The 14,062-nt window shown below is 72.6% G+C and carries 8 protein-coding genes; 5 read left to right on the top strand and 3 right to left on the bottom strand.

What is annotated here, in order from left to right; genetic code table 11:
* Window positions 1-12 precede the first annotated feature (12 nt).
* The 3 genes from IE212_RS10025 to IE212_RS10015 are packed head-to-tail and all read right to left on the bottom strand — an operon-like array spanning window position 13 to window position 7,477.
* Window positions 13-567, bottom strand: coding sequence for a hypothetical protein (locus IE212_RS10025; protein ID WP_190197401.1), 555 nt, complete (start codon window positions 565-567; stop codon window positions 13-15).
* Between the two features lie 54 nt (window positions 568-621).
* Complete coding sequence (locus tag IE212_RS10020; RefSeq protein ID WP_190197400.1) at window positions 622-6,003, bottom strand: tetratricopeptide repeat protein; 5,382 nt, start codon at window positions 6,001-6,003, stop codon at window positions 622-624.
* Window positions 5,984-7,477, bottom strand: coding sequence for an esterase/lipase family protein (locus IE212_RS10015; RefSeq protein WP_190197399.1), 1,494 nt, complete (start codon window positions 7,475-7,477; stop codon window positions 5,984-5,986). Before IE212_RS10015 ends, IE212_RS10020 begins: the two co-directional genes overlap by 20 nt.
* Window positions 7,478-7,706: 229 nt before the next feature.
* Here IE212_RS10015 and IE212_RS10010 point away from each other — a divergent pair, with 229 nt between their 5' ends.
* The 5 genes from IE212_RS10010 to IE212_RS09990 all read left to right on the top strand — a co-directional run bounded on the left by IE212_RS10010 (window position 7,707) and on the right by IE212_RS09990 (window position 13,972).
* Entirely contained in the window at window positions 7,707-8,807 is a 1,101-nt protein-coding gene (locus IE212_RS10010; RefSeq protein WP_190197398.1) for an SGNH/GDSL hydrolase family protein, read from the top strand.
* A 73-nt stretch (window positions 8,808-8,880) separates the two neighbouring features.
* Window positions 8,881-9,714 (top strand): M55 family metallopeptidase, encoded by an 834-nt coding sequence (locus IE212_RS10005; RefSeq protein WP_190197397.1) that lies wholly within the window; start codon window positions 8,881-8,883, stop codon window positions 9,712-9,714.
* On the top strand, window positions 9,707-11,020 hold the full coding sequence (locus IE212_RS10000; protein ID WP_190197396.1) for a M20/M25/M40 family metallo-hydrolase: 1,314 nt from the start codon (window positions 9,707-9,709) through the stop codon (window positions 11,018-11,020). The genes IE212_RS10005 and IE212_RS10000 overlap by 8 nt, the downstream gene beginning before the upstream one ends.
* 4 nt (window positions 11,021-11,024) lie before the next feature.
* Window positions 11,025-13,043: a prolyl oligopeptidase family serine peptidase gene (locus IE212_RS09995; protein ID WP_190197395.1), complete on the top strand. Its 2,019-nt coding sequence runs from the start codon at window positions 11,025-11,027 to the stop codon at window positions 13,041-13,043.
* Window positions 13,040-13,972 (top strand): S66 peptidase family protein, encoded by a 933-nt coding sequence (locus IE212_RS09990; protein ID WP_190197394.1) that lies wholly within the window; start codon window positions 13,040-13,042, stop codon window positions 13,970-13,972. Before IE212_RS09995 ends, IE212_RS09990 begins: the two co-directional genes overlap by 4 nt.
* Window positions 13,973-14,062: the final 90 nt, after the last annotated feature.

The raw sequence follows: 14,062 nt of genomic DNA, 5'->3' as shown, positions 1-14,062 counted from the left end.
GCGGACGCGGGTTCAGAAGTCGAGGCTCCTGATGCAGTCACGCCAGGCCGCCACGACGAACACCAGCATCACGGCGTAGCAGACGGAGGGGACGGCGATCCAGGCGGCCATGTGGTCGGCGGCCTTGGCGAGGAGCAGGGCCGTGCAGGCCGGGTAGATGAGGCAGACGCCTCCGTAGGACAGCAGGATCACGGCCCGCTGGGGTGCCGGGGCGGTGTGGAGATTGGAAGCTCGTTCACTGGCTGTGACACCGATCGTGTCACGGTCCAGTGTGCTGCCGACCGGCTCGACCGCGTCGAGAAGCGCCTTTTCGAGCGTGAGGATGGACCGGGCACGGACGGCGGCGAGGTTGAGCAGGTGGGCCTGGAAGGCGGCGACGGAGAAGAGGGGGAGAGGCAGCAGACTCACGGTCCAGCCCAGGAGGTCGAGCTTGTCGTAGAACGCGATGATGCCGATGAGGTAGGTGACGGCGGCCGCCATGGTGGCGAGGCTCACCGTGAGAGCGGTGGAGCGGTCGGATCGGTCCGACTGGTATATGGCGGTGAGAACGTGCAGGCGGTCGGACAACTCCACTCCTCTTGCGGATGGCCCGTCAGGGCACCGTGGTGGCCGTGCGTGAGCTCATTCCCGGTCGGCCGGGTCGTTCAGTGCGGCGGCAAGAGCCTCGATGGCTGCCAGGTCGTCCGGTTCCGCGTGCCTCGCCCAGCGGCCCAGGTTCACGGCCCGGGCCCGACGCTGCATCACGGTGGCCGTGGCAGCCCCGGACCGCATCACTCGCAGGGCCTGTTCGGCGTTCCCTCGTTCCAGGTCCAGAACTGCCCTCAGCACGAAGCCGGCACCTGGTTCGTCCAAGGCGGCCGGGTTGGCTTCGGTGAGCGTCCTCATCCGCCCCGGGTCCGCTTGCTCCAGCGCCTCCAGAGCGTGGTCCGCGGCTGTCGCCGCATGGGTGACGACGTCGGCCACCGCCTCCAGGGGCATCGTCTCGAGCAACGTGAGTACCGCCGCGTGTTCCCGTGCGGACGGATCGTCGGAAGCGGCGAGCAGTTCGGCCGCCTCGTCGGTGCACAGTTGCTCCCGGTGCGCTGTGAGGTGGGCCAGCCACCCCGTCCGGGTGGGCTGGGTCATCCAGGCGCGCACGAGTTGCCCGATCTCGTACCTCCGGCGCTCTTCCGCGAGTACGGCTTCGAGGCCCCGGTCCCCGATGGACGCCACCAGCTGCCGCAGCTGCCGCAGGCTCTCGTCGTCCGGGCGCAGCACAAGGTGAAGATCCACGCTCGCGGCGAGGGTGGGACCCGAGAGCACATCGGCCCGGGCGCGCAGCACGGCCTCGGCACCCGGCCAGTCCCGGGTGGTCGTCCATGAGCGGACGAGGTCCAGATCGGCCTCGGGCACTGTCACCACCGCCCATCCGGGCAGTGTGGGCGGCGGGGGATCGAACGACAGCGCGACAGCCCGGATCTGCTCGCGGACCCGGCGGGTCAGGTACCCGGGTGAGCGGACGTCGTCCACGTGGGCCAGCTCCGCGGCACGGCCCAGGATCTCGGCCGCTGCGCGCTGCTCGCCCTGGCCGATGTACCAGTCGGCGGTGCCCGCCAGGACTTCCGCTCGCCCATGGCCCTCGGGCACGGCCAGCGCCGAGGCGTCCCAGGACGCGGTCGCCTCGGCCGGCGACCGGATCATGAGCAGGTCTGCCAAGGCCCAGGTGGCGACGGCCAGTTCCGAAGCGAACGAAGCCGGATCGTCACCCGCGAGGCCCTGGAGGAGCTCCACCCCCTCCCGTCCGGCCGCCAGGGCTCCTTCGAAGTCCCGCGTGGCGTACAGCGCGGAGGCGTGGGTGTTCAGGGTGCGGGCCAGATCGAAGGTGAACGCGGGCTCCGTACGGACCAGTGCGCGCAGCAGCTCCGCCGCCTCCCCGACCGCTTCCAGCGCCCCGCCGGGGTCCCGCAGGGCCAGCCGGGCGGAGGCGGCGTTGTTCAGCGCCTTGCTCAGGTCCAGGACGACGGACGTCGGATGCGCTGCCATGATCGTCCGGTACAGCCGCACGGCTTCCTCAGCCGCGTCCAGCGCCGCTCGGTGGTCCGCCGTGTCCGACAGGACCGCCGAGAGGTTGTTCAACGCCCTGGCGAGGTCGGCGGTGAACGCGCCTCCCTTCTCCGCCACGGCCTCCCGGTACAGGCCGACCGCCTCCCGCGCCGCGGAGACCGCCGCCGTGAGGTCGTCCGACTCGTATCGGCAGCGGGAGAGGTTGTTCACGGCCATCGCGAGGTCGGGCAGGAACGTCGCACGGTTGGCTCCGGCCAGTTCGCGGTAGAGGGCGACACTCGCTTCGGCGGCTTCCGATGCCGCGTCGTGGTCGCCGGCTTCGGTCAGCTTCACGGACTGGTTGTTGAGCGCGCCGGCGAGACCTGGATTCCAGGCGTCCCCGCTGATCGCGGCCAGCTCACCGAAGAGGCCGATCGCCTCCTCACCGAGGACCAGGGCACGCTCGCGATCGCCCACGTCGTCCGCGAGCACCGAGAGGTTGTTCACCGCGGCGGCCAGATCCGGAAGCATGGCCGCCCTGTTGGCCGACGCCAGGCGGCGGTACAGCGCGAGGGCCTCCTCTCCGGCCTCCGCGGCTTCCGTCCGGTCTCCCACCAGCCAGAGGCGATGGGACAGGTTGTTCAGGGAGATGGCCAGCTCGCGGGTGAAAGCGCCGGGTTCGGCGGACGCCAGCTGCCGGCGTACGGCCACCGCTTCCCGGGCGACGGTGAGCGCACCGGCCTGATCGCCGGCATCCGAGCGCCGGAGTGACAGCGTGTTCAGTGCCCGTGCCACTTCGGGGGCGTACGCGCCGCCTTTGGTGTCCGAGGCGTACCGGCTCAGCCGGGCGGCTTCCTCCGCCGCCTCCAGCGCCCCTTGGACGTCTCCGCCCGCCGCTCTGCCGGCGGACAGGTTGCCGAGGGCCGCCGCGAGATCGAGGGCGAACACGTCCTGGTCCTCGTCGAACAGCCTCCGGTACAGGTCCACCGCTTCAGTGGCCGCCGCCACGGATCCCTCGCGGTCGCCGGTCTCGGCGCGCCGGTTCCCCAGGGTGTTCAGCGACATCGCGAGGTCGGCGGCGAACACATCCTCGTCGTCCGCGGCCAGGCCGCGGTACAGCGCCGTGGCCTCCTCGGCCTCGGCCAGGGCGGCCTCGAAGTCGCCGGTGCGCGAGCGGCACACCGACAGGTTGTTCAGTGACGCCGCCAGATCAGGGGTGAAGAACGCGGGGTTGACGTCCACGAGCCGACGGTAGGAACTGGTCGCCTCGTCGGCCGCCGACAGGGCGGCGGCGTCGTCACCGGCGTTCGACCGATGCCCGCTCACGTTGCTCAGTGCGTGTGCCAGGTCGGCGACGGTGTCGTCGGTCTGTCCCGACAGCAACCGGCGCCGTAGTTCCACCGCCTCCTCTCCCGCGGCGAGGGCTCCCTGACGGTCCTCCATCGACGCGCGGCAGTGGGCGAGGTTGCTCAAGGACGCGGCGAGGTCGGACTCGTACGCGTCACGCAGGTGAGTGGAGGAGGCTGTCCGTGCGAGGCTCCGGTAGAGCCGCACCGCCTCGTCGGCGGCGGACAGCGCGCCGGCCCGGTCGTCGGTCGCGGCCCTGCACGTCGCCAGCGTGTTCAGCGACCTCGCCAGGGCCTCCTCGTGTTCCCGTCCGAGTTCGTCCACCAGCTTCCGCTGCAGCCGTGCGGCGCTCTCCGCCGCGTCCACGGCACCGTACCGGTCGCCCGTTGCACCCCGGTGGGTGGCCAGGTCGTTGAACGCTGCCGCCAGGTTGGGCAGGTGTCCTTCCGGGTCGGCGAGAGCGAGGTCGCTGTAGAGGGGGACGGCTTCCTCGATCGCCGCCAGTGCGCCGGAACGGTCCCCGGCGTCGTCACGGCGTCTGCTGACCAGGAACAGCAGTTCCCCGAGTTCATCCGGCTCCGCGTCGCCGGCCCGGATGTCCTCCAGCCTGCGTTCGTCGACGATCAGCGCCAGCTTCCACAGGCTGGCGGCCCCGAACGGAAGGGTCGCGGAGATGTCGTCCAGCGGGAGCGGGGTGTCAGGGGCTGCGGCGAGTTCCTCGAGCACGTTTCGCGCGGCGCCTCCCATGGCCGCGGCCACGGCGGCGGCCAGCGGCCAGCGCCCCGGCTCGGACCGCAGGAGCGCTTCGATGTGGGCGGCGGCAGCCGGTTCGTCGTCGCGTCCGGCACGGGTCAGCACAGTGAGTGCGCTGCCCAGCCCCTCGCCGAGGTCGTCCTCGTCCATCAGCGAGCCGGCACGCAGGCAGCGCTCCAGCAGCTCGGGATGGCGTTCCAGGGTGGTGAGCAGGTGATGGTCGCCCACGGGATCGGGCCGGATGGCGACGTGTTCGCCAGGCCCGGGGTCCAGGCAGGTGACGAGGGTGTCCGCGATTCTCTGCCGGAGGTCGTGAGCCTCGGCCAGCCCGGCCACCGCGGTCAGGGCCTCGACGACCCGGTGCGGGGCGGGCGTGAGCAGGGTCAGGCACGCCGCGGCCTCGGCGAAGAGACCGGTGTACCGCACGGGCGTGCCGGTGCGGTGCTCGAAGGTGGTGTTCCAGTAGCGGCGTTCGTGGCGCAGTACCTCGTCGTACAGTTCGGACGGGGTGATCGGCAGCGGGTCCCGGCCGCGTGCGGCGAGCCAGCCGAGCAGCACCAGGTCCAGAGTGGTCCACCGCGTCCCCTTGTCCGCACGGGGCAGGCGGGGCGGGCTGTCCCAGGGGCGTGGCCGGACCGCCGTGCAGGTGCGCAGGAAGAGGTCGTCGGGCCGGGGATGAGCATCCGGCAGTTCGATGCTCTCCAGCCGGTGGGGATGGGCGTCGGACTCCAGTGCGTCGGTGATCCGGGTGAGCCATTCTCCCTCGCGTTCTCGTGCGGTGAGCACGACGACGGCCGGGCGTGGGCGGCGCGCCACCACGCGCAGCAGGTCGATCGTGGAGGCGGCCCGGGCATCGGCGTAGTCGACGAGTACGAGCAGCGGTGCGGTGACCTCGGCCAGCCACTCCCACGATCGGTCGGCACGCTCTCGCAGGACGCCGGTGTACCAGCCGGCTCGGGCCATGCGGTCGACCAGTTCCAGCCCGAGCCGGGTCTTCCCGGAGCCGCCGCGACCGGTGATGACAGCGATCGTGGTGCGCGATCCGAGGACGGTCTCCTCGCACAACCCCGACAGTACGGTCATCTCGTCCCGGCTCTGGAACGGCGTGACCTGGTATTCGGCTCTCAGCAGTCGCAGTGCCGACTCGGCCGTGCCCGGTTCACGGTAGGGGTCTCTCAGGGGCAGCACCGCCGGCATGGCCGCGGGCGTGTAGGGCTCCACGCCCGGGTCGGCGGGCACTGCGACACGCCATCGGTACATGTCGGAGGTGAGCTGGGCGTAGCCCGCCGCGACGGCTGTGGCGAGGTCGGTGTCGGTGTCGGCGTCCGCTGGGCCCAGGGGGTGGGATATTCCGTTCGGGTTCAGGAACAGCAGGCTGCGCGGCGGGCCGTCCAGCCCGGCCTGCACATGGTCCGGCAGCCGCGGTGGCGGGGCGGACCATACGCCGTCGCCGGGCAGACCTTCGGGCCAGGTGCGGGTCAGCGCGACCGCGACCAGGGCATGTCCGGGCCGCCCGGGTTCGACCGAGTCGAGGAGCACGACCGCGGCGAGCAGTCCCGTGTGCCGGAAGGCGCCGGCGAGCAGGACGGCGAGGTCGAGGCACGTGCCGTTGCGGGGAGCCCTGAGCACCTCGGCCGGGGGCCTGATCCATTGACCGCCCGGCCCGCTGTCGAGCGGCTCGTGCGCGTACCCGATGCCGGCCTGCCTCAGCCGGTCCCAGACCACGCGCACGCGCCGCAGGGCGGGAGCGTCCGAAGGGCCCGGGATCTGCGCATGCATGCGTACGGCGTGGGGCACGACGTAACGGGCCAGGTCGGCGGGTGCCGCGTCGGCCGACCACGGCGGCCACGCGGTCCGGAGGTCATTCGAGGCCGGTGTCATCGAGCACCTGCACCGTCTGAACGGCGGCCGAGTCGGTCAGGTCAGGTGCGACGGCACTCACCTTCATCAGGCCGGGCGGCAGTCCTGGCAACCGGCCGTGGAAGGCACGCTGTCCGGCGTCCCACTCCAGCCGGACGTCGATCCGGGGCCAAGGCCTCTGCGGGTTGTCCGGTGCCGGCTCCGCACTGGCCCATACCGTCGCGTGAGCGGCGTCGACGCGCTCTCCGGCACGGGTGCAAGGGGTGACGGCGATGTCCACCGGCCGGTCGCGCAGCTGCAGTTCGTCCAGGTCCATGCCGAGGACGACCGGGCTCTCCTGCCGGTCCCGGTACGCCGAAAGAGCGGCGAAGCCGCGGAAGGCGTCGAGCAGTTCGGCGGTTTCCCGCAGTTCCGCGATCGGCCCGTGACGTCGGTGTACGTGCAGGTGGGTTCGCGGATAGTTGTCCATCTCCACGGGCAGACCGCAGAACGCGGGGACGGTGCCGTCGCCGAGTCCGTCGGCCCAGCCTCTGAGATCGGGTCCCGTGGGGACCGCCTTGGTGACGGTGACCTCGCGGCCGTCAAAGGAGCAGGCTCGCAGGGTGGCGTGGCCGAACCCGATGCGGGGCATGACCGCCGGCGCTACGGGCAGTCTCCGCCAGCCCTGTTCGATCTCCTGGTGCATCCGGTGAGCGCGTTCGGCCGGTCCCCGCAGCCAGGGCAGGGGCAGTTCGTGCGGCCGGAGCAGGCGAGCGTGGTCCGGTGCGGGGCCGCCTTCGGGCGGGTGCACCCCTTCAGCGGCGCTTGTGTCGTGGACGGCCGGGTACCGCGGCAGCAGGTCCGCCATTCCCTGCCAGTCGCGCACCACCTTCAGGGGGCGCGTGATGTGGAAGGGCCCGACGGGCAGCCCCCGCGTCAGCACCGCGAGGGCTTTCGGCGCCCCGCGGTGGGGTGTGCCGAGCGTGATGATGCCGCGGCACCAGCGAGCACCGCCGAGTACGGCGGCCCAGTAACGGGCCACCAGGCCGCCCATCGAGTGGGCGACGATGACGACGCGGGCCTCGCGGTCCTCTTCGTCGGGCCAGAGGTGCTCCAGCCGTGGCCGCAGCTGGGCGTCCAGAGTCCGCGCGGCGTCCGCGACGCCCAGGCGGAAGTCGTACCCGACGGCGACGATGCCGGCGTCGAGGTCGGGCTCCGGTGCCGACCCGTCGTCGACGACGGCTCCGGTCCGCTTGCCCAGCCTGGCGAGGAGGCGGTCATAGCCGGGGACCACCGTCCACAGACCGAACGCCCTGGTGGTCGCCACGAGTCCCGCGGGGGCCAGCCGCGGGTGCCTTCCCGTGCTCAGCCTCTCGGGCTCCCTCAGCAGGTCGAGATCTTCGGCGACCGTGCCCCAGACCACCTCCCCACCAGGACGCCCGCGCCGATCGGGGACGGCGAGAACCGTCCCCCCGAGCCCCGGCAGGACCACGACCAAGTGATCGAGAACCCCCAACTCACACTCCCCCCTGGCCTGGCCCGGCACCCCCTCCAGGCCGCACCAATGGTAACCAGTTCGTCGCCCACCGTGCTGCTCCCGATCGCCGGTCGGCCGCACGCCGCGCAGCGGCGGCGCGATGAAGGCCTCCGCAGCTGACCTGACGCGGTCTGGTAGGTGCGATTTTGTCGGTGTACGTTCATTCTCCCCGGTCTGTGCACCCGCCTCGCCCCCCCGGAGGCCACTCATGCCGTTGCCCTGGTCACGGACGCTGCTCGCGTCGGCGGTGGCGCTGGCGCTGGCCGGCACGTCAGCCGTCGCCACCGCCGCCACCTCAGGCGAGGACGGGGTGCGGACGAGCGTGCACACCGCGGGACGGGTCAAGGACGGCGGAGACGTCCTCCGGTACAGCTGGCCCGGTGTGTACTTCGAGGGCCGGATCCGGGGCACCGGCGTGGGTGTCGTGCTCGACGATCCGGCCGCCGACTACGACGACGTCCAGGTCGACGGAGCCACCGTCGCCACCCTCGTCACGCCGGGAAAGACCACCCACTGGGTCGAGGGCCTGCGCGACGGCGTGCACACCGTCCGGCTCGTCAAGCGCAACGACACCCCCTGGAGCACCAGTGCGTTCGGCGGCTTCGTCGCCGCGCCGGGCGGCGCCGTGCTGGCCCGGCCGGCCGCCCGCGGCCGTCAGATCGAGTTCATCGGCGACTCCCTCACCGCCGGCTACGGCAACCTCTCGACGTCCCGCGACTGCGACGGTGAGCAGGTCAAACGCACCACCGACGCCGACGCCGGCTACGGCGCCCTCACCGCCCGGCGGTTGCGCGCCGACTACCAGATCAACGCCTACTCGGGCCTGGGCATGGTGCGCAACTACAACGGCGGCACACCCGAGGTCACCTACCGCGCCTTCTACGACCGTGCGCTGCTCAACGTCCCCGGCGACGTCTGGCGCAACCCGGGCACCTGGCGGCCGGGGCTCGTGGTGGTCCACCTCGGCACCAACGACTTCTCGACCCCCCTGAACCCGGGCGAGCCCTGGACGGACGAGACCCTCGCCGCCGCCTACCGCGGCGCCTACGGCGCCTTCGTCCAGAAGCTGCGCACCCGGTACGGGCCCCGGACCACCATCCTGGCCGTCGGCGCCGGCCCGTTCGCCGGACATGTCGCGCAGGTCGTCCAGGAGCGCACCGACGCCGGTGACCGCCGGGTCCGCTACTGGCGCCTCGACGACACCGGTATGGACTACACCGGCTGCCACTGGCACTACTCGGCCCGCGACCACCGTCTCCTCGCCGACCGGCTCACCTCGTTCGTCGCCGACCTGCCGATCCGCTGGTGACCTCTCGTAGCCGGTTCCGCGCGCACCGCGTAACGTGACGAACCATGAAGATCTCCACCCTGGACGGCTCGTCATGAGAATCCTCATCAGCGCCGACATGGAGGGCGCCACCGGCGTCACCTGGACCGAAGACGTGCTGCCGGGCGCCTCGCAGTGGGAGCGCTGCCGCTCGCTGTTCACCTCGGACGTCAACGCCGCCGTACTCGGCTTCCACGACGGCGGCGCCGACGAGGTCGTCATCAACGAGGCGCACTGGACGATGCGCAACCTGCTGCTGGAGCAGCTCGACGACCGGGCGCAGCTGCTCACCGGCCGGCACAAGGCGCTGTCCATGGTGGAGGGCGTGCAGCACGGTGACGTCGACGGCATCGCGTTCGTCGGCTACCACGCGGGCGCCGGCATGGAGGGCGTCCTCGCCCACACCTACCTCGCCAACTCCATCACGGGCGTGTGGCTGAACGACGTACGGGCCAGCGAGGGGCTGCTCAACGCCCATGTGGCCGCCGAGTTCGGGGTGCCGGTGGTGCTGGTCACCGGGGACGACGTCGCCTGCGAGGACGCGCTCGGATACGCGCCCGAGGCACTGAAGGTCGCGGTGAAGGACCATGTCTCGCGGTACGCGGCCGTGTGCCGCACCCCCGCCCGGACCGCCGCCGACATCCGGGCCGCGGCCAAGGAAGCCGCCTCACTGGCGGTGCGTCACGAACCCGTGCGCGGTGGTCCGTTCACCGTCGCCGTGGAGTTCGACGCCGAGCACCTGGCCATGGCCGCCACCGTGGTGCCGGGCGTGGACCGGATCGGGGAGCGGAAGGTGGCGTACACGAGCGGGACCATGTACGAGGGCATCCGCGCGTTCAAGGCGGTCACCACGATCGTCGCGGCCGCGGTGGAGGAGCAGTATGGCTGAGCAGGTGGACGAGCAGGCGCTGGAGGAGGTCGTGACGTTCACGTCCGACCTCATCCGCATCGACACCACCAACCGCGGCGGCGGTGACTGCCGGGAGCGGCCCGCGGCCGAGTACGCCGCCGCGCGGCTCGCCGAGGCAGGATTCGAGCCGACGCTCCTGGAACGCAGCCGGGGCCGCACCAACGTCGTCGCCCGCGTCGAGGGCACCGACCCGTCGGCGGACGCGCTGCTGCTGCACGGCCACCTGGACGTCGTACCGGCCGAGGCCGCCGACTGGAGCGTGCACCCGTTCTCCGGGGAGGTCCGCGACGGGGTCGTCTGGGGGCGCGGCGCCGTCGACATGAAGAACATGGACGCGATGATCCTCTCCGTCGTGCGCGGCTGGACCCGCCAGGACGTCCGGCCCCGGCGGGACATCGTCATCGCGTTCACCGCCGACGAGGAGGCCAGCGCCGAGGACGGCTCGGGGTTCCTCGCCGACGAGCACGCCGGGCTGTTCGAGGGCTGCACCGAGGGCATCGGCGAGTCGGGCGCCTTCACCTTCCACGACGGCACCGGGCGGGAGATCTACCCCCTGTCGGCCGGTGAACGGGGCACCGCCTGGCTGAAGCTCACCGCACGCGGCCGGGCCGGGCACGGCTCCAAGGTGAACCGCGACAACGCGGTGACCCGGCTCGCGGCCGCGATCGCGCGGATCGGCGAGCACGAGTGGCCGCTGCGGCTGACCCCGACCGTGCGCGCCGCGCTCACCGAACTCGCGGCGGTGTACGGCGTCGAGCCCGACCTGACCGACGTCGACGCGCTGCTCGACAAGCTGGGCCCGGCCGCGCAGCTCGTGGAGGCGACCGTCCGCGGCAGCGCCAACCCCACCATGCTCGACGCCGGCTACAAGATCAACGTGATTCCCGGGGAGGCCGTGGCGTACGTGGACGGCCGGTGTCTCCCCGGCGGCGAGGACGAGTTCCGCGAGACCCTCGACCTGCTCACCGGACCCGACGTGGAGTGGGAGTTCCAGCACCGGACGGTGGCTCTCCAGGCGCCGGTGGGCTCGGCGACGTTCGCCCGGATGCGGGCCGCCGTCCAGGAGTTCGCCCCCGAGGGGCACGTGGTGCCGTACTGCATGTCCGGCGGCACCGACGCCAAGCAGTTCTCGCGTCTCGGCGTCACCGGCTACGGCTTCACACCACTGAAGCTGCCGGAGGGCTACGACTACGGGGCCATGTTCCACGGTGTCGACGAGCGGGTCCCCGTCGAGGCGCTGCACTTCGGGGTCCGGGTGCTCGACCGGTTCCTGCGGTCGGTCTAGGCGAGTGGGGCAGACGGTGCGGACGCTGGCGTACGGGGCGTGGCCGTCGCCCATCGACGCGGCCCTGGCCGCCGCGCACGACGGGCACCCGGAGTGGGTCGGCCTCGTCGGCGACGAGGTGTGGTGGACCGAGCCACGCCCCGAAGAGGGCGGCCGGCGCACCCTGGTGCGGCGGCACCATCAGGAGGTGGGGCGCCAAGCGCCTCGTTGGAGGGGTGGCGGCGGGCGACGGCCGGGCGGGACGGAGGAGTCGCTGCTGCCCGCACCGTGGGACGTGCGCAGCCGGGTCATCGAGTACGGCGGACGCCCCTGGGCAGCCCTCGCCCGCGAGGACGGCCCGCTGGTGGTGTTCGTGAACTTCGCCGACCAGCGGCTCTACCGCTACCGGCCCGGCGGGACGCCACGCCCGCTCACGCCCGTGTCCCCGGTGGGCGCGGGCCTGCGCTGGGCGGAGCCGCTGCTGCGGCCCGAACGCGACGAAGTGTGGTGCGTGCTGGAGGAGTTCACCGGCGACGGACCCAGCGACGTGCGCCGGGTCCTGGCCGCCGTGCCGCTGGACGGCTCAGCGGCCCGGGATCGCGGCGCCGTGCGCGAACTGACCGACGGCCGGCACCGGTTCCTGACGGGTGCGAAGCTCTCTCCCGACGGGCGGCGGGCCGCCTGGCTCGCCTGGGACCATCCGCGCATGCCCTGGGACGGCACCGAACTGATCCTCGCCGACGCCGGCTCCGACGGCACCCTGCGCGACCCCCGCACCGTGGCCGGCGGGCCCGGCGAGTCCGTCGCCCAGGCCGACTGGACCCACGACGGCCGCCTGCTGCACTCGAGCGACCGCAGCGGCTGGTGGAACCTCTACCTCGACGGTGAGCCGGTGTGCCCACGCGAGGAGGAGTTCGGCGGGGCCCTGTGGAAGCTCGGCATGCGATGGTTCACGCCGCTCGACAGCGGTCTGATCGCCGTCGTGCACGGCCGGGGCGCCACCGCCCTCGGGGTGCTCGACCCCGAGACCGGCGAGGTCGTCGACGCGGCCGGACCCTGGACCGAGTTCGCCCCCGACCTCGCGGCCCACGGTGAGCGGGTCGTCGCCGTCGCAGCCAGCCCCCGCAGCGCCTACGAGGTCGTCGAGCTGGATGCCGGCACCGGCCACGCCCGCGTCGTGGGCGCCGGACACGACGACGCCGTGGACCCCGCGTACTACCCCGAGCCGCAGATCCGCGTCTTCACCGGCCCGGACGGCCGCGACATCCACGCCCACGTCTACCCGCCGCACCACCCCGGCTGCGTCGCGCCCGGCGACGAACTGCCGCCGTACGTCGTCTGGGCGCACGGCGGCCCGACCGCCCGTGCCCCGCTCGTGCTCGACCTGGAGATCGCCTATTTCACCTCGCGCGGCATCGGCGTCGCCGAGGTCAACTACGGCGGTTCCACCGGCTACGGCCGTTCGTACCGCGAGCGGCTGCGGGAACAGTGGGGTGTGGTGGACGTCGAGGACTGCGCCGCCGTCGCGCGGGCCCTCGCCGACGAGGGGACGGCCGACCGCGACCGGCTCGCCGTCCGGGGCGGCAGCGCGGGCGGCTGGACCGCCGCCGCCTCGCTCACCACGACCGACGTCTTCTCCTGCGGCACGATCAAGTACCCGATCCTGGACCTCGAAGGCTGGGGTGCGGGGGAGACCCACGACTTCGAGTCGCGGTATCTGGACAGCCTGATCGGGCCGCTCGACGAGGTGCCCGCCCGGTACGCGGAGCGCTCGCCCGCCGCCCACGCCGACCGCCTCGCCGTGCCGTTCCTGCTGCTGCAGGGGCTGGACGACGTCATCTGCCCGCCCGTGCAGTGCGAGCGGTTCCTGGCCCGGCTGGGCGAACGGCCGGTGCCGCACGCCTACCTCGCCTTCGAGGGGGAGGGGCACGGTTTCCGGCGGGCGGAGACCATGGTGCGCGCCCTGGAAGCCGAACTCTCCCTGTACGCCCGGGTGTTCGGCCTGAACCCGCCTGATGTCCCGACCCTGGAGCTCACCCGGTGAGACAGTGCACGCGACCGCCCCGACTCACCCCCGGCGCCCGGGTGGCCGTGGTCGCGCCCAGCGGGCCCGTGCCCGAGGAGCGCCTCCAGGCCGGACTCGACCTCCTGCGCGGCTGGGACCTCGATCCCGTGGTGATGCCTCATGTACTCGGCCGTCACCGCGAGTTCGGTTACCTGTCCGGCACGGACGCCCAGCGGGCCGCCGACCTCCAGCGCGCCTGGTGCGACCCGGCCGTCGCCGCGGTGCTGTGCGCCCGGGGCGGGTACGGGGCGCAGCGCATGGTCGATCTGCTCGACTGGGACGCGATGCGGGCGGCGGGCCCCAAGGTGTTCGCCGGGTTCAGCGACATCACCGTCCTGCACCAGGCGTTCGCCACCCGCCTGGGCCTGGTCACCCTGTACGGCCCGGCGGTGGCCGGCGTCGACTTCCTCAAGAGCGTCCGGGCCCAGCGGCACTTCCGGGCCACCCTGTTCGAGCCCGAGTCGGCGCAAACCGTCACAGCCGCGTCCCCGGGCGGCGGTGTCCTGGTGCCTGGCCGGGCCCGGGGCGTCACGCTGGGCGGCTGTCTGAGCCTGCTCGCGAGCGACCTCGGCACACCGCACGCGCACACCGGGGCCCGGGGCGGGCTGCTGCTGCTCGAGGACGTGGGGGAGAGCCCGTACCGCCTGGACCGGTACCTGACCCAACTCCTGCGCACCGGCTGGCTGGACGGGGTCGGCGGGATCGTGCTCGGATCGTGGGAGTCGTGCGGGCCGTACGAGGAAGTGCGGGGGGTGCTCGCCGACCGGCTCGGCGGCCTCGGCGTCCCGGTCCTGGAGCAGTTCGGGTTCGGGCACTGCGACGGCGCGCTGACCATGGCGTTCGGTGCCCTGGCGGAGCTGGACACCGCGGCGGCCTCGGTGACCTTCGACGAACCGGTCCTGAGCTGACGGCGCCCCGCCGGAAACCCCGTCAAAACGCTCGTTTCGGTGATTGACGTCTCATGGCACATATCACACCATGACTTCCGGCCAGTACCT

This window comes from Streptomyces djakartensis, from assembly GCF_014651075.1.
GTDB classification, from domain to species: domain Bacteria; phylum Actinomycetota; class Actinomycetes; order Streptomycetales; family Streptomycetaceae; genus Streptomyces; species Streptomyces djakartensis.
Note: the sequence above shows the minus strand (reverse complement) of the source record. Positions and strands in the feature narration are given on the sequence as shown.